Genomic DNA, 16,967 nt, shown 5'->3' with positions numbered 1-16,967 from the left:
GTCCTTGATCGCTCATGCCGCCGTCATGAGCCGGAGCCGGGCCCGATGATTCGCTCGCGAGCTGCCGGTCTCGGCCGGCGCCCGGCGCCGGAGTCACCGCGTCCCCGTCTTGCCCTACCACAACACCAGCCTAGCCGGTTTTTTGCGAGCTTAGCTCGCCTTTCCCGGCTTAGCGGCCTCTCATGGTCTTACTACCATTTGTGACCATTTTTCATGGTACGGGACCGCCGGCCACACCGAACAGGGACGGCGGACCAGCACCCGGTACGCGGAGCGGCCGCCCCTTGGTGGTCGGCGTGTGTGGGGTCGCCGGCGGCTGGTTGTGGGGGCTGTTCCGGGCTCGTGAGGCCGGCCGTCCCCGGCGGGTCGGCCGGTCCCGGCGTGCGGCCGCCCTCCGCGCGCCGGGACCGGCCTGCTCAGGCGCCGCCGTCCGGCCGGCTGAAACGCAGCGGCAGCGGACGGTCCGGCGAGTCCCCGGCGGAGTCTCGCGCCGGGGTGTGCCCGGCCCACGGCGCGCCGCCGTACCCCTCCCGGGCCGACCCGTAGCCGGGCACCGGACGGCCCGCCACCGGCAGATCGCCCCGCTGCGCCGCCGTGATCCGCCGGGTGACCGCGTCGGACAGCGGATCCGGCGACGGGGCCGGCTCGCCACGCCCCACCTCCGGCCAGCCCGCCGGGATCGGCGCGCCCGGCCCGGCCACCGGCTCGGTGCGCGGCGCCGCGGGCGGATCCCCGGCCGGCTCGCCCCGGTCCGTCCCGTCGCCACCCGGCCACAGCCGGGGCCGACGGCGGGCCGCCAGATCCTCCGCCCAGCCGAAGACGGCCACCGCCACCGCCGTCAGCCCGAACGCCACGGCCAGCGTCACCGGCGGTTCCAGCAGGCCGTTCAGGTCGTCGAAGTGAATGCGCTCCAGCAGCGGCCACACCGCGGCGATCGCCACGCCGTGCCACAGGTAGATCGTCACCGCCCGCGCGTTGAACAGCGTGACCAGCCGGGCGGCCGGGCGCGACCGGGACAGCCAGGCGGTCGACGGCTCCCAGCGCAGCAGCAGGAGCACCGCGGCGAGCGAGTAGACGGCCTGCGCCTCGGACGCCTCGTTCAGGTCCCATCCGGTGTCCGCGTGCCCCTGCGCCAGCCAGTACAACCCCAGACCGCCGAGCGCCGCGGACGCCGCCACGGTCAGTCCCGGGCTCATCCGGCCCAGCCGGCCGTCCCGGTGCGCGAACCCGGCCAGCCAGCACGCGCCGTACGTGGTGAGGTCCCACAGCGCCGACTCCACCGATCCGGGCAGGCCGAAGTCGCCGCGCTGCAGCACGGCCATCCCCAGCAGCGGCGCCGCCAGCAGCGGCCAGCCCACCCGCCGGAACAGCGGGTAGAGCAGCGGGGACAGCAGCACCAGCCACAGGTAGGTGCGGACGTACCAGAGGGCGTCCCAGACGAACGCCGCCTCGTCGCTGCCCGGCGGGTCACCCAGCGGCAGCACCCAGAACAGCAGGGTGGCCGGCCGGAACGGGTGCTCGCCGCCGGTCTGTGACGCCCATCCGAAGTGGAGCATCACGGGCACCGTCACCAGACCGAGCAGCCACACCGGAGGAAGCAGGCGGCGCAGCCGGGAGACGACCACCGGCCCGGCCGCGCGCCTGCTCAGCGAGGCGGCGGTCAGTGAGCCGGCCACCGCGAACATGACGCCCATGGCGGGGAGGACCACGGACAGCCACGGCCATCCGAAGTGGTGGTAGACGACGACCCGGACGATGGCGGCGGCACGGAGCACGTCCAGGTATCGATTGCGCACCGCGAAACCGTAGCGACGGCGTACGCGCCGCCGGGACCCTCCGGGCGGTCGGCAAGAACGCCTGAGCGGGTTACCCCGGTAGGAGGAAGAATGCCGGAATCCTGTGTGGGTGTGCGACGTGTGTGCTTCCCGGTTCTCCACGTCTGCGCAGCTCAGCGGGATCTCGGGGGGTTCCGGGCGGAATCCGGGGGCGGGCCGGCCGGAATCCGGGCCAGTGACCGGTGATCGTCCACCGGAGTTGGTCAACCGGCGAGCGCCCCGGAACGGCCGGAGCGCCGGTGAGACGAGGGGTCGACGGGGTATGCGGAAACCTTCGGTGGTGCTCGGTGTGGCCGCCTTGGCGCTGGTCGCGGGAGGGTTCACCGCGCGGGCGCTGGCGTACGAGCCTCCGGTGGGCCAGCCCGGCGAAGCACAGCGGTCCGGTGACCGGGCGCTGCCCGGCCACGACGCGACGCTCACCGGCTGGGGCGGCGCCCCGTCCCCTTCGGACAGTTCGGTGTCACCGCCCGGGCGGGAGCCGTCCGCGGACGGGCCATCGCAGGCTGAGCCGTCCCGGGATGACCCGTCGCGGGATGATCCGTCCCGGGACGAGCCGTCGCGGGATGACCCGACCCGGGGCGAACCGTCTCAGGGCCGGTTCTCGCTGGAAGCGCCGGCCGAGGAGCCCCTGCGGCGTGCCGCCCGCCCGGCCGGTGACCCGATCGCCGCGTCCCGGACCGCCATCACCGCGGCGTCCGTCTCGTCCAGCCCGCAGGCCCCGGTGCAGCAGCAGATCCTGGCGCTGGCCAACCGGCATCGGCGGGACGCCGGCTGCGGCCCGCTCACCCTGGACCGGCGGCTCATCGAGGCGGCCAACCGGCACGCCGCCGACATGGCCCGGCGCGGCTACTTCGACCACGAGTCGCCGCGCGGCGAGCGGGCCGGATCACGGGTGACCGACGCGGGCTACGAGTGGAGCCGCTACGGGGAGAACATCGCCCGTGGCCAGGACAGCCCGTACCAGGTGATGAACGAGTGGATGGAGAGCCCCGGCCACCGCCGGAACATCCTCGACTGCCGTCTCGACCAGATGGGTGTGGGCCTGGCCCTGTCGGATCGCGGCACGCCGTACTGGGTGCAGGAGCTCGCCACTCCCCGTTGACTGATCCTCACTCCCCGTAGGCGGAGTTCGCTCAAGCGGACATGCGGTGTGCCGATGGCATACCGGTTTCATGTCACCGTCCTTCCCCACAGGTCACCGGTGGGACGGCTGTGCTTCCATGTGCGGACACTCGTGAGGTTCGTTCGCGACGGTGGGGACCGGAGTGCGTGACTCACGCGAGCCGCGGCTCCAGGCCGGTCGCGAACGAACCTCATCCTGGGGAGGGATGAGATTTGGCAACGAGACGGGTTTCCGCCCGCTTCACCGGCGCCGTCATGGCGACGCTGGTGGGTGGCGGTCTGGGCGCTTTCGCGCTGACGCCGGCGAGCGCCGGCGCCGCCGCGCCGGTGACCGCGGCCGTGACCACCTCGGTGGTCACCAAGGCGGCCGCCGCGTCGTGCGCGACCGGCAAGTACCAGAAGCAGGTCGAGGGCTACCTCAAGCAGCTGGGCGGGTACGGCACGGTGACGGTCGACGGCAAGCAGTCCGCCGCCGACTGTGCCGCGATCGTGAAGTTCCAGAAGCGGTTCGGTATCCAGCCGGCCAAGGGACTCGCGGGCCCGACCACCAACGACGTCGCCAAGCGACTGGCGGCGACGAAGACGTCGTCCTGCAAGCCGAAGAAGAAGGGCATCACCTTCTGCGTCGACCTGACACATCAGACGACGTGGGTGATGAAGAACGGGAAGGTGCACACCAAGCCGACCGTCACCCGCACCGGGTACAAGGGCTACCGGACCCCGGCGGGCACCTTCTCGATCAACAAGCGGACGAAGAAGGAGTGGTCCGACCCGTACGAGGTGTGGCTGCCGTACTGGCAGCGCTTCATCGGCGGGCGGGGCTTCCACCAGACCACGACCTACATCCACGACAAGTGGCGCGGGTCGCACGGCTGCGTGAACCTGCTGCAGTCCGACGCGAAGCTGTACTACGAGATCGGCAGGATCGGCATGACGGTGAAGGTGTTCGGGCGCCGTCCCGGCACCTGATCCACCGACAGGCGTGTGGGTTTCGGGTGCGTACCGCACCCAAAACCCACACGCTTGTTCTTCACGGCGCGCAACACCCGGTATGCGGGACATCCACGCCGGAGGCGAGCTCTCGACCGTGTGGGGTTCGGGTGCGGTACGCACCCGAAACCCACACGCCTGTCGGTGGCGCCGGACGGCCCGGGGTGGGCGACTGATCGCGACCCCTTGTCGAATGGGGACGCGTAGCCGTACGAGACAGGGGTTTTCCCGGCATAGAGTGGCCTCTGTGTCTCGCGCCCGCTCACGTGCCGTGATCCTGTCCCTCGGTGTCCTCCTGCTGCTGCAGACCGGCGCCTCCTGCGACGACGAGGCGAGCGCCGTGCGGCTGGGATCGGCCGAGGTCGGGACAGTCGACGAGATCGTCGAGGCGCCCGGCACGGTGACCGCCCGGACCGCCGCCACCCTGACCGCCCCGGCCGCCGGCACCCTCCGCGAGCTGATGGTGGAGCCGGGCGAGGCGGTGAGGAAGGGCGACGTGCTCGCCGTGATCGACTCGCCGGAGCTGATCCGGCGGCGCGACGCGGCCGGAGAGGCCCTCGACCAGGCGCCGTCCGGCGGTGGCGTCGGGATCGGCGGGACGGCCGAGTTCACGGCGGTGCGGCAGCGGACCGACGAGCAGGCGGCGGACGCGTTCGAACAGGCCCGCGACGCGGCCGGGAAGATCGCCGACCAGCAGGTCCGCAAGGCGCTGCTGCGCCAGGTCGACGCGGCCGAGAAACAGTACGAGACCGCGTCCGCCGCCTCCGCCGCGGCGCTGCGGTCGGTGCAGCGCGGCGTCGCGTCGCTCGGCCGCGCCATGGGCGCCCTCTCCGCGGCGCAGCGGTTGCAGGCGGAGCAGGCGTACGAGCTGGCCGACGCCGCCGTCGACGCCCTCACCCTGAAAGCCCCCGTCTCCGGCGTGGTGCAGTACGGCGGGCCGCCCCAGACCGGCGGCGGCTCCCTGGCCGGGCTGCTGGAGAGCGGCGGCCAGGTCCCGCAAGCAGGCGGAACGGTGTCGTCCGGGGTGGACGCCGCCGTGCCGGAGGGCGGTTACGTGGCGGCCGGCACCCCGGTGATCACCGTGGTCGACACCGGGCGTCTCGGGCTCTCCGCCGAGGTCGACGAGACCGACGTGCTGCTGGTCGAAGGCGGCGTCGAGGCGGAGGTGGAGCTGGACGCCGCCCCCGGCGCCCGCTACCCGGCCACGGTCCGTGCCGTCGACCTGCTGCCCACCACCTCGGCCCGCGGCGGCGTCTCCTACCGGGTCCGCCTCGACCTCGGCGACGGCGACTTCCCGGACAGCGGCGAGGCCGCCCCCGACCCCCGTCCCGGGATGAGCGCGGTGATCCGGCTGAAGGTGCGGCAGGCCGCCGGCGCGGTCACCGTGCCCGCCTCCGCCGTGGTCAGCGCCGACGGCCGGGACACGGTCTGGGCGGTCCGCGACGGGAGGTACACGGCCGTCCCGGTGCGCCTCGGCGTCCAGGGCGAGGACACCGTGCAGATCCTGTCCGGCGTCGGCGCGGGGGAGCGGGTGGTGATCGCCGGCGCCGACCAGGTGAGCGCCGGCGAAGAGGCGCCATGAGCGCATCGGGCAGCGCTCCCGCGATCGTCGCCGACAACGTGAGCCGCACCTACGAACTGGACGGCGTCTCGGTGCCGGCGCTGCGCGGCGTCTCGCTCACCGTCGAACCCGGCGACTACGTGGCCATCGTCGGCACCTCCGGCTCCGGCAAGTCGACACTCATGCACCTGCTCGGCGGCCTGGACCGGCCCACCGGCGGGACCCTGCTGATCGGTGGCCGCGACGTCGCCCGGCTCACCCCCAACGAGCTCGCCGAACTGCGCAACACCACGATCGGGTTCGTCTTCCAGTCGTTCCACCTGCTGGCCCGCACCACCGCGCAGGACAACGTCGGCCTGCCCCTGGTCTACCGCGGCATCGGGCGCCGCGAACGCCGGGAACGCGCCACCGCCATGCTCCAACGCGTCGGCCTCGCCCACCGGACCACCCACCGCCCCAACCAGATGTCCGGCGGCGAACAGCAGCGCGTCGCCATCGCCCGGGCCCTGGTCACCGGCCCGTCGGTGCTGCTCGCCGACGAGCCCACCGGCAACCTCGACTCGGCCACCGGCCAGTCCGTGCTGGCCCTGCTCGAATCACTCAACGACGACGGCGTCGCCGTCGTCCTCGTCACCCACGACCGGGAGGTCGCCGACCGCGCCCGCCGGCAGATCGTGATGAAGGACGGGCTGATCAGTGCGAGTCGCTGAGGCGTGGCGGGTCGCCCTCGACGCGCTGCGCGCCAACCGGCTGCGCAGCCTGCTCACCATGCTCGGCGTCGTCATCGGAGTGGCCGCCGTGGTCGCCCTGGTCGCCATCGGCACCGGCACCAAGGAACAGATCGAACGGCAGGTCGAGGGCCTCGGCTCCAACCTGCTGATCGTCGTGCCCGGCCGGCTCCAGGCCGGCGCCGCGCCCACCTCGTCACCGCTCACCCTCGACGACGTCGACGCGGTCACCCGGGTGGTCGGCGACCGGGCGCGGGTCGCGGTCACGATCAACTCCGGAGAGACGGTACGGGCCGGATCGCGTACCGGGTTCGCCAGCATGCAGGGCGTCCTCGAGACCACGCCGACCGTCTTCGTGCGGCGGCTCAACCGGGGGACCTACCTCACGCGTACGGACGTGAGCACCGGACGGCGGGTCGCGGTCCTCGGCGACGGCCTGTCCCGGCAACTGTTCGGCGACCGTGACCCGATCGGGCGGCAGATCACCATCGGGGGCGTCCGGTTCCGGGTGATCGGCACGTTCGAGCCGCTCGGGCAGAGCCTCGGCGTGGATCGGGACGGTGAGGTGCACGTACCGGTGACCGCCGCCCAGCGACTGCTCGGCACCGAGCGCATCGACGGCCTCGCCATCCGCGCCCCCGACCGGGAACGCATCGACCAGCTCTCCACCGCCGTCGTCGCCGCCCTCACCGAACGGCACCCGGACACCGACTTCTCCGCCGTCACCCAGGAACAGATCCTCGGTGTGCTCGGCGACATCCTCGGCGTGCTGACCGGGGTGCTCGCCGCCATCGCCGGGATCAGCCTGCTCGTCGGCGGCGTCGGTGTCTCCAACATCATGCTCGTCTCGGTCCGCGAACGGACGAAGGAGATCGGCCTGCGCAAGGCGGTCGGCGCCCGGCCCCGCGACATCGGCGTCCAGTTCCTCCTCGAAGCCGTCCTGCTCACCACCACCGGCGGCGTGCTCGGCATGCTCCTCGGCGGCGGTTCGGCCCTGCTCGTCGACCGGCTCAGCCCTGTCCCGGCCGCCCTGACCTGGTGGTCCATGGCCCTGGCCTTCGGAGTGTCGGCGGCCGTCGGGATCATCTTCGGTGTCGTCCCGGCGCAGCGGGCCGGCCGTCTCGACCCGGTCGTGGCGCTGCGTACCGAGTAACCCCTCAGGTCGCGCCCGGGCGTACCGAACTGTGGTTTCGGATCGGATCCCGGAGGAGAACAGTTGCCTGCTCGGCTGCGTGACCTGCACGGCGCCGCCCGTGCCGTCGCCTACCTGATGCTGGCGGCGGGACCGTACAATCTCATCACCGGCGTGTTCATGAAGACGGACGATCCGCTGCCCCAGCTGATCGCGCTCGGCGTCACCTCGCTGGCCCTGTTCGTGATCGGCGTGGTCTGCCTGCGCCGGCCGGAGCAGCTGCCCGCCTACTTCTGGTCGGCCGTGCCGTTCCTCGGAGTCACCGTGATCACCGGGCTCAACGTCGCCACCGAGGACGCCACGCTCGGCCCGCAACTGTTCTACCTGTGGCCGCTGCTCTACGCCGCGTCGTTCCTCGGCCGCGTGACGACCGCCCTGCTCATCGCGGCGATCTCCGCGGGGCACGCCATCGTCGCCTTCCAGTACACCGACAACGGTGAGGGCCTGCTCGACTGGCTCGCCATCACCGTCGCCATGTCGATGACCGCCATCGTCGTGGCCAGCCTCCGCGAACGCAACGACCGGCTTCGCGGCGTGCTGGAGACCCAGGCCACCTCCGACTCGCTCACCGGCGCCGCCAACCGGCGCGCCTTCGACGCCGAACTCGACCGCACCGTCACCCGGGCCGGGCCGCAGGACCCGTACGCCCTCGTGATGATCGACGTCGACCACTTCAAGACGATCAACGACACGTGGGGGCACGCTGTGGGGGACCGCGCACTGCGTACCGTCGCCGACGCCCTCCGCGCCGCCGCCGAGGACCGTGAGCACATGGTCGCCCGGCTCGGCGGAGACGAGTTCGCCGTCCTGCTGCGCGCCGCCCCGTACGCCGCCGTCCACTACGCCGAGACCGTCCGCACCCGGGTCGCGGCAGCCACCGACCTGCCGTGCGGACCACCCCGGCTCAGCATCGGCATCGCCGTCGCCCCCGACCACGCCACCGGCACCGAAGAACTGCAGCGCGCCGCCGACGCCGCCCTCTACCAGGCCAAGGAAGGCGGGCGCGGCCGCAGCATGCTCGCCACCCCGGCAGCCGTGGCCGTCTGACTCAGCCCTTCGGATCCACCACCGGATGCTCGGCCGTCGACTCGGTGAGCGCCTCCTCACCCTCGGCAGCCGGGCGCGCGCCGAGCGGCGCCCTGATCTCCGGAGACTTCCGGGGGTACGGGCCCCAACCGTCCCGCAGCACGTGAATGTAGACCGCCTCCAGGCACACCCCGATCCGCTCCACCAGATCGGTGTCCTCCGGTGAACCCAGCCGGATCGCCCGGGCGAAATGGTCCAGCGCCTCCATGTGCCGGTTCTGGTCGAAACAGCTGCGCCCGGCGTTCTCGTGGACCACACTGCGCACCGCCGCCGGCACGTCCGCGTCCACCGCCCGCTGGAACAGCCGGTCCGCCTCCATGTAGTCGCCCCGCAGCCGCAGCACGTGCGCCAGTTCCGCCTGCGCGATCACCTGCGACTGCAGGTCCCGCGCCGACTCGGCGTGCGCCAGGGCCAGCCGGGCGGCCGCCGCGGCCATGCCCAGCTCTCCCAGCAGGCGGTACACCTCCGCGCGTACGCTCAGAAGCCCCGCCTTGACGATGTTGTCGGCCTCCTCGGCCAGCGGGCCGTCCAGGCGCTCGCCCAGCTCACGCAACGCGTTGCGGTCGTCGACCACCTCGCGCAGCGTGCCACCGTCCAGCCGCCAGCGGATCGCGGAGAGATCGGCGGCGGTCAGCGGCAGATGCGGGGCCAGTTCCGGGCCCTCGGACCGCTCGCCCTCGCTGCTCTCGCCCGTCGCGGCCGTTGTCTTCCCGGCCTTCATCGTCGCCGCCTCGGCCTTCGCTGTCGCCGGCTGCTCCGGGGCCGTCGCCGGTGGCTCGTCCCCGCTCTCGCCCGCCTCGGTCCCGGCGCCGCCGGTCCTCGCCGGTGTCTTGGCGACGAACCAGCCGCTGCCCAGCGCCGAGTCCGCGTACCGCCGTGGCTCGGTGTCCGGCCCCGACGTCTCCAGCCGGGCGATCGGCCGCAGGTTGTGCAACGTCCCGTCCGCGTCCATGTACGGCTGGTCCGGCGTGGGCCCGTCGTCCGTACCGGTGAGCGGTTCCGGCGTGGGCCTGTCGCCTGTTCCGGTGGGCTGGTCCGGCGCGGCACCCTGACCGGGCGCGGTGTTCGCTCCCGGCCGGGTCAACGGGAAGCCGATCCGCTCCCGGGACGCGGTCTCGCCCTTGCCGGGGTCCGCCGCAGGCCGCGGCATCGCCACCGTCGGCCGTCCACCGGAGCCTCCGCCCCGGGCCTGATCTCCGTTCGTCCCCGGCACATCGGCCGGGTTCTCCCGGCGAGCCACGTCCGCGGTGTGGCCGACCGGACCGGACCGCGTTCCGGCCCGGTCCGCGGCGGTACGGTCACCGTCCGGCGTGCCTGCCCGCGGTGACATCGGTCCGGCGCTCTGCGGCTTGGCGCTGCCCGCCTCACGCCCAGCGGCGGGAAGATCGCCGAGTGACGCCGCGCGGGCCGCTCCGGGACCGGCCGGGCTCGTGGGACGCGGACCGGCCGCGCTCGTGGGTTGGGCACCGACTGGGTTCGTCGGCTGCGATCCGGGCGCGTTCGTGGGCTGCGGATCGGGAGGGCTCGTCGGCTGCGATCCGGGCGTGTACGTGGGCTGCGGATCGGGAGGGCTCGCGGGCTGCGATCCGGGCGTGTACGTGGGCTGCGGGTCGGCCGGAGCCTGACCTGGGCCGCCCGCGGCGGGCGATCCGGAAACCGGCGCCGCTGGCGCGGTGCCGTCCCCGCCGGACTGCCGGGACCGGCCACCATCGGCCGCGTTCACCGGCGGCACCGAGATCGGCGTCGCGGCGTTCCAACCCGGTTCTTCCGCAACCGGCCGGCCCGAACCCGGCGGGGTCGGCCACCCGGTCGCGGGCGGCTGCTGACCGGTTCCCTGCCACGCCGTTCCGGAAGTCGCCCGGCCGGCGCTGGACGGCCCCTGCGTGGCGGCGGGCGGCCAAGCGTTCTCCGGTCGCGCCGCATGCGGCTGGGCCGGGGCCTCCGACACCGGCTGGTCAGCGTCCGGTCGCACAGCGGGTAGCCACGCGACCGCCGCACCGGACCCCGGCTGAACCGGCGTACCGGGCTGCGTGGCCGTTCCCGGCTGGACCGGAACGCCGTGCTGGACGGGGCCGCCGTGCTGGCCAGCGGTTCCAGGTGGCGTAGGTGTTCCCGGCTGGACCGGAATGCCGTGCTGGCCCATGGTTACGGGCTGCGCGGCTGTTCCGGGCTGGACGGGAATGCCGGGCCGGCTCGGCACGCCGTCCTGAGCCGGCGGCCGAACCGGCGGAGGCCAAGCCGACCCGGGCGCCGGCTGCCCCGTACCGCCCTGACCGGGAATCACCGGCGGCCGGGCCGGGGACACCGGCCGCGACCCGGCGGGTGGCTGAGTCTCGTCCGGAATGATCGCCCACGGCCCGTCCCCCTCGGCGAGGAAGACGTGGGCCGCCCGGGGCGACCGCCGGGAACGCTGCTGCGGAACATCCGGCTGGACCTCGTCCGGCCGCCGGATCTCGCCGGTCACGTAGGGATCGCCCGTCTGCCAGGCCTCGCCAGCACGCCGCGGGTCGACCGGCACGTCGCCGTCGGCGGGCGTACCCCACCGGCCACCAGCCTGCTCGCCCGCGCTCGCGGACCACGGCGCGGCGACCGGATCGTGCGGCGTCCCGGCACGCGATGCGGCTTGCGAACCACCCCACTGTGCCGCTGCGTCATGCGGCGTTCCAGGACCGCCCCGTCGCGAGGCAGGATTCTCCGGGGCTCCCGCGGCGTGCGGGCCGGCATCCGTCCCACCCCATCGCCGGTCATCCGGGGACTGAGGCGCGGCAGCCTCTGCCGCCGGGCGGGCGGGTTCGACGGGCGGCTGAGGCCCGTTCGGCCCGATCACCCGAGCCGGCGGAACCGGCGCCGGCGCGGCGACAACCCGCGGCGCCACCGGCGGGTCCGCCTTGATCACGCGAGGCGCGGGCGGCGGAGTGGCCTGGCTCACAACCTTCGGTGGTGCGGGCGGAGCAGCCCGCCGGACCACCCGGGGCCCGTCGTTCCCTGTGGCCGGGGAGCCGGTCGCGCTGGAAGCCTCACCGTCCGGCCCCTGCCGGAGACCGGCCTCCCGCAGATCCCGGGTCTCCTCGGCCCCGGCCCCGGGCCGTTCCCGGCCGGCGTCGCCGTCAGGTCCGGCCACCTGCGGGCCGTGGCGCTCGGTGTCCACCGGCGCGCCGAAGGTCTGCCGGTCCCGCTCGCCGACCGGAACCTGCCGGCCCCGACCGCGTTCAGCGGCCGGGCCTTGCTGGTCCCGGCCCTGCTCGTTCACGGACCCGTAGCGTTCCGCGGACCGCGTGGCGTCGTGGGCCTGCCGCCCCCGGCCGTGTTCGTCGCCGATGCCTCGTGGGCCCGGCCCTTGCCGGGTGGCGGGGTCGGGTGCCGGCCGGTCGTGTTCGTTGCCGTAGCTCTGTGCGGCCCAGCCCTGGCGTGTGCCCGGGTTGTGTGGGCCCTCGTCGTGTTCGTTGCGGTAGTCCTGTTCGGCCCAGCCCTGGTGTGTGCCCGGGTTCTGTGCGCCCTCGCCGTGTTCGTCGCCGAAGCCCCGTGCGGCCTGGCCTTGCCGAACGCTGGGGTCTTGCGGGGTCCGTCCCTGCGGGACGGGGATGCCTTGCGCGGCCTGGCTCTGCTGGGCGCCGGGTCCCGGCGTGGGCCGGTCGTGTTCGTTGCCGGGGCCGCGCGGCGTGCGGTCCTGCTCGGCCGCGGGGTTCTGCGGCCCGCCGGGCCGGTCGACGCCGCGGTCGGCACGGCCGCTCAGGTCGACTGTCGGATCCGTGGTTCCGTTCGCGGCCACCCGCCGCTGGCCGGGCAGGAGGCGACCCACCTTCGACCGCCAGCCGCCCCGCTGCTCGGTGCTTTCGCGCGGGGCCTCGGGGGCCGATGCCTGCGCTGACCCGGCGGCCACCGGCCCGGACCGCTCACGTCCCGCGGCCCGACCCTGATCCGGAAGCCTCTGATCACCGGCCGCGGCGGGGAACGCGCCTCGCCCGTCCTCGTAGGCGGCGACGCTCCGGCCACCGCGCTGGTGGGCGGGCAGTTCGGCGGGCGGAACCTCGGGTCCCGGCGCGGAGGTCCCGGCCGTCTGATCCGGCGCCGCGGCCCCGCGCCGTCCGGTCGAAGCCGCCTCACGCCCGGCGGCATCCGCCTCACGTCCACCGGCGCCCGGAGCAGGCACGTCCGGGCCGTCGGCCCACGCGCCACCGGCCACACGCTGTTCGGCCGTGTCCCATACCCCGGGGTGTGCGCCATCCGCCACACGCGGCCCGCCCACCTCGGGAGCGGTGAATCGCTGGTGCTGCTCGCCAACCTGCGGGCTGCCGGCGTCGTCCACCTCGCGCTGCCGGTGGCCCCCGGCGCCCGGAACACCGTCACGCTGCCGATCACCCGCTCGCGCCGCTGCGGCCCGCTGCCATTCGTCGGCCTTCGGGGTGCTGGGCCGCGGTGCTGTGCCGGTTTCGGGGACACCGGAACGCTGCCATTCGCCGGCCTCTGGGGCGCCGAGCGGCGGTGCTGTGCCGGAACGCTGCCATTCGCCGGCTTCCGGGGCGCCGAGCGGCGGTGCTGTGCCGGTTTCCGGGGCGCCGGAACGCTGCGGATCGCCCGGCTCCGGGACCACGGGACGTTGCCGGTCGGCGGGTTCCGGGACACGCGGACGCTGCCGGTCGCCCTTGTCGTCACGGGCGACGGGACGGTGATCCGGCTCGAGGGCGGGACGGCCCGTACCGCCCGCCGGAAGGGTGTCGCGGTAGGAGTCGAACCGGTCGTCCGTACCCATGGACCGGTCTTGACCCGGAACGGGCATCTGCGCGTGACCACTGGCGGCGAGGTCGTCGCGGCGAGGCGCGGCAGCGCGCCGGGGCTCCGTGTCGTCGCGTCGCGGACGGCGCCCACCGGCCGGCCGGATCGGCCCGAAGTCCTCGTCGTTCCAGTCCGGCGCGGCACGCTCGCCGCGGGACGCCTGGCGCCGCGCGCGCCGGCGCTCCGGGTCGAGCTCGGTGACGTTGTCCCGCGAAGCCGCGGGCTCCTCCCAGAATTCGTCGGCGCCCAGCTCGATGGTCCGCCCGATGCCGGGCCGTTCCTCTTCGTGGGGCGGCTCGGCGGTGTGCTCCCGGCCGGGGTCGCGCTCGTCGCCCCACAGCTCGTCCGGTCCGATCTCGACGGTCCGGCGGCCGCGCCGGTCGTCACGCGGCGGGCGGCCGTCGCGTGCGGGCTCGGCCCATTCGGGGCGGGTGTCGTCGCGGCGGGGCGGCTCGGCCCAGTCCGCCCGCGCGGTGTCGTGCCGTTCGCCGCGCCGCGGGTCGCGGGAGTCCCGCGGATCGTGGGGGCCCGCCCAGTCGGAGTGCGGGTCCCGGCGGTCGTCGCGTACCGGTTCGTTCCAGTCCCGCCGGTCCCCACGGGACGGTTCGCGGCGGTTCCCACGGGACGGCTCGCGGCGGTCGTCGCGCACCGGCTCACGGCGGTCGTCGCGACCTCGGCGGGAGGGCTGCCGACGGTCGTCCCACTCGTCGCGGTAGCCGCGCTCGTAGTCGTCGCGGCGGGCGGGCGCATCGTCGGGGTAGCGTGGCTCGGCGTACCGGCCCGGCTCACGGTCGTCGGCGCGGTGCCCGGGGGTGCGCTCGTAGCGGTCGGCCCCCCGTCGCTGTGGGGCGGCGCCGCGGCGCAACTCGGGACGCGCGGCCGGATCGACGATCGGGAAGTCTGGTTTGTCGAAGTCGACGCCGAGTTCGGGGCGGTTGAAGTCGATGTCGTCGAAGTCGTCGCCGGCCAGGTTGTCGACGGACGTGTCGATCGGTTCGAAGTCGGGGTCGTCGAGCCAGCTGGGCCGTTCGCTGTCGAACGCGGCCCGTTTGGCGCGTTGTACGGCGGCGTCGTCGGCAGGGCCTCCGGACCGGCGGCGGGTCGGGATGACCGGGTCCGGAACCGTACGTTTGGTGTAGGGATTCTCCTGGACGACCGCGGAACTCGGCATGAACGAGTACTCGCTGTACTCGTCCTCCCAGTACTCGTCGTCTTCGAAGCTCATGACGCGGCCTCAGACCGGCTGGGGATAGTCCCATCGCCCCGACGCCGCATCCGTGCCACCGTCCTCATGCTGTCCCACCTCCGCACCCCCGGTGCCCGCCCCTCGGACTCCGCGATCAATGCCTGCCACGTGGTGGATGTGGAAGGTTAACCACGGATTTGCGAAGTGCGCCACCGCTCTGCGGAACCCCGTCACCGGCCTCGCGGACGGCCCGCGAGCGTCGATCGTCCCGGCGCCGCAGCCCGCCGGGATAGCGCGATCACCGGGGTATACGTCCGGCGGACCTGCCCGGTTCAACGGTTTGAGCAGTGACTATGACGATGTTCGGACGACCACCGGAAGACGCTCCGCGGGAGCTTCCCGATCAACGAGAATCGCCTCTTCGGGGTGACGCCACGGGTAACGACTTAAGAGCCTTTTAAGCTTCCTTTCAGGAGAGCTAAGAACTTGCGGGCGACCCTGAACAGGTGACTCCGAAGTGTCGAAGGCCACCCTGGACAACTGCGGATCAAGGACTTCTCACCTGGCACGGTTGAGGGGCGCCTGGTTCTCGGACCGGGCGCCCCGCTGCGGCCGACGATGTCCTCGGCGGGAATTTCTGTGCAGACCTCCCGGGCCCCACGCCCGGGTCGAGCCCCCCGGCCACCCGGCCGGCGGTCACCGCCCCCCAGTCCGGTGGCCGCGACCGTGCCCGTAAACGATCTCCGCGGAGACGACGCCCCCCTCGTCTCTTCCGCGGTTGGCGGTTCGGCACGGGGCCGGGACAGGAGGCGGCGGCGGGAGCCCATCTCCCGTCGCCGTCCTCCACGGCTCACTTCTAGTCCTGCCCGGCAGGCGGCCAGTGTTCTCCCCGGTTCTTGGCCGCTCCATGCCCGGCGCCCGGTCCGTGCGCCAGCACGGTCCGTGGCCGCCGGGCGGCGGACGGTGGCGGGTTCCTCCTTCCCCGCCACCGTCCCACCCTCCACACCCGAGACCTCCCGGTCGGTGGCTGTCGCCCCCATTACCGGCCCGCTGACGGCATCCCCCTGCCGCCGGCGGCCGGTGACTTCCACCTGACCGGGTTGAGGGGTGGTGGCGGAATCCCCCTTCCGCCACCACCCCGACTCTGAACTTCCCGGTCGGTGGGTTGTCGCCCCCAAGACCGGCCGATGGGCGTGTCCCCCCGCGTTCTGGTTGGCCGGTGGCTTCCACCTGACCGGGTTGAGGGGTGGTGGCGGAATCCCCCTTCCGCCACCGCCCTGACCCTGTACTTCCCGGTCGGTGGGTTGTCGCCCCCCAAGACCGGCCGATGGGCGTGTCCCCCCGCGTTCCGGTTGGCCGGTGGCTTCCACCCGACCGGGTTGAGGGGTGGTGGCGGACTCCAGCGCCCGCCGCCACCCCGGCCCCTTGTCTCCCGGTCGGTGACCGCGGTCCCAGGTGCCGGCCGCCTGACGGTGTCCCCCCGTCGTCGGGTGGTTGGTGGCGGTTGCCGGTTCGGGTACGGGGGGCGGCGGATGCGAGAGCATCCGCCGCCGCCCCGGAGTTCCCGGGCGGCCGGTCACCCGTCCCGAATCCGGTCCACGGATGGCGTCTCGTGGACGGCGGCGGCGGAGACCGCCGTTTCGGACCCGCGTGCTTCCCGGTCCCGGCGGTGGCCGCCGATGCCGGACGTCGCGGTGAGCTTTGTTCCCGGGATTCCCGGCCGGTGGTCCTCCTTCCCTGCCGGCGGGGACGGAGGCGGCGGTGGGTGCAGGCCCACCGCCGCCTCTGCTTCAGAGCCGCCCGTCGGTGGTGAATCCGCCGACCCGGGCCGGCAGCACGAGACCCGCCGCGGCCAGCCGGGTCAAGAGCGCGGACAATTCAGTACGCGTGAGCGCCGCGGCCCGGGACTGATCCGGGTGGGGCACGCCGAGCGCGGCGGCCGCCTCGATCGCGCGGGCGCCGATGGCGGCCTCCACCGCCCACACCCGGTGTGCGCACATCGCCGAGTGGGCGGAGGCGGCCAACTCCCCGTGCAGGCGGAGCAACCGCCGCAGGTCGGCGGCGAGCTGCTCGATCGGTGGCCCGTAGGGCGCCGGTTCGGGCGGATGACGCTGCCGCCAGTGGTCGGTCAGAGCGGCACACCAGCGGGGCGCGTAACACACCCCGGCCATCACGGCGCCCGGGGCCGCGAGAATGATGATGATCTTGCCGGCGTCGACGAGAGTCACGGGTTCCTCCGTCGTCGGAGGGTTCTCTTTCCACCTCTGACCTTCCGCCGCTGCCGGCCGCCCGTCAACGCACTTTGTGCGACTCCCTGAACAACGGCGCAGAGTCGCCTCGACGGTGACATCTCCCGCTTCCCCGCCCAGCCGATCGTCCACTTCTCGCCGTGGTGGACCGCCGGTCTAACCGTCCCGCATCGCCATCCGGACGGTTTCGTGACAGATCGCCGGATTAGGTGGGCGGAGCCGGTGGTACGGCATGGCCGGCTCCG

The 16,967-nt window shown here is 73.9% G+C and carries 8 protein-coding genes and 1 pseudogene; 6 read left to right on the top strand and 3 right to left on the bottom strand.

The window, feature by feature from the left end:
- Nucleotides 1-416: 416 nt before the first annotated feature.
- A complete protein-coding gene (locus AB0I88_RS25305; RefSeq protein ID WP_361029249.1) occupies nt 417-1,796 on the bottom strand; it encodes an acyltransferase family protein in 1,380 nt (459 codons plus the stop codon).
- A 301-nt stretch (nt 1,797-2,097) separates the two neighbouring features.
- Between AB0I88_RS25305 and AB0I88_RS25300 the strand changes: the two genes are divergently transcribed.
- From AB0I88_RS25300 to AB0I88_RS25275, 6 genes and pseudogenes are all read left to right on the top strand, one after another.
- A complete protein-coding gene (locus tag AB0I88_RS25300) occupies nt 2,098-2,937 on the top strand; it encodes a CAP domain-containing protein (RefSeq protein ID WP_361029246.1) in 840 nt (279 codons plus the stop codon).
- A 275-nt stretch (nt 2,938-3,212) separates the two neighbouring features.
- Nucleotides 3,213-3,926, top strand: coding sequence for a L,D-transpeptidase family protein (locus tag AB0I88_RS25295; RefSeq protein ID WP_361029255.1), 714 nt, complete (start codon nt 3,213-3,215; stop codon nt 3,924-3,926).
- Between the two features lie 214 nt (nt 3,927-4,140).
- Complete coding sequence (locus AB0I88_RS25290; protein ID WP_361029243.1) at nt 4,141-5,529, top strand: HlyD family efflux transporter periplasmic adaptor subunit; 1,389 nt, start codon at nt 4,141-4,143, stop codon at nt 5,527-5,529.
- Nucleotides 5,526-6,209: pseudogene (locus tag AB0I88_RS25285) on the top strand (ABC transporter ATP-binding protein); the annotation flags it as partial. The gene AB0I88_RS25290 and the pseudogene AB0I88_RS25285, both read left to right, overlap by 4 nt.
- Nucleotides 6,205-7,389 (top strand): ABC transporter permease, encoded by a 1,185-nt coding sequence (locus AB0I88_RS25280; RefSeq protein WP_361029240.1) that lies wholly within the window; start codon nt 6,205-6,207, stop codon nt 7,387-7,389. The pseudogene AB0I88_RS25285 and the gene AB0I88_RS25280, both read left to right, overlap by 5 nt.
- Nucleotides 7,390-7,452: 63 nt before the next feature.
- The gene (locus tag AB0I88_RS25275; RefSeq protein WP_361029237.1) at nt 7,453-8,475 is read left to right on the top strand and encodes a GGDEF domain-containing protein; all 1,023 of its coding nucleotides are present in this window, start codon (nt 7,453-7,455) and stop codon (nt 8,473-8,475) included.
- A gap of 1 nt (nt 8,476) precedes the next feature.
- Here AB0I88_RS25275 and AB0I88_RS25270 read toward each other — a convergent pair whose 3' ends face one another.
- Together AB0I88_RS25270 and AB0I88_RS25265 are read right to left on the bottom strand one after the other, a co-directional pair.
- Nucleotides 8,477-14,512 carry a hypothetical protein gene (locus AB0I88_RS25270; protein WP_361029234.1) on the bottom strand — a complete coding sequence of 2,012 codons (6,036 nt, stop codon included), beginning with the start codon at nt 14,510-14,512 and terminating at the stop codon, nt 8,477-8,479.
- A gap of 1,751 nt (nt 14,513-16,263) precedes the next feature.
- Nucleotides 16,264-16,701, bottom strand: coding sequence for a hypothetical protein (locus AB0I88_RS25265; RefSeq protein ID WP_361029231.1), 438 nt, complete (start codon nt 16,699-16,701; stop codon nt 16,264-16,266).
- Nucleotides 16,702-16,967 lie beyond the last annotated feature (266 nt).

The sequence above is a fragment of the Actinoplanes sp. NPDC049802 genome (assembly GCF_040656595.1).
In the GTDB taxonomy this organism is placed as follows: Bacteria; Actinomycetota; Actinomycetes; order Mycobacteriales; family Micromonosporaceae; genus Actinoplanes.
Note: the sequence above shows the minus strand (reverse complement) of the source record. Positions and strands in the feature narration are given on the sequence as shown.

Bases quoted from the DNA above. Each gene is read 5' to 3' on its own strand.
- AB0I88_RS25300 (WP_361029246.1), top strand. From the start codon at position 2,098: ATGCGGAAACCTTCGGTGGTGCTCGGTGTGGCCGCCTTGGCGCTGGTC.
- AB0I88_RS25295 (WP_361029255.1), top strand. From the start codon at position 3,213: ATGGCGACGCTGGTGGGTGGCGGTCTGGGCGCTTTCGCGCTGACGCCG.
- AB0I88_RS25290 (WP_361029243.1), top strand. From the start codon at position 4,141: ATGGGGACGCGTAGCCGTACGAGACAGGGGTTTTCCCGGCATAGAGTG.
- AB0I88_RS25270 (WP_361029234.1), bottom strand. From the start codon at position 14,512: ATGAGCTTCGAAGACGACGAGTACTGGGAGGACGAGTACAGCGAGTAC.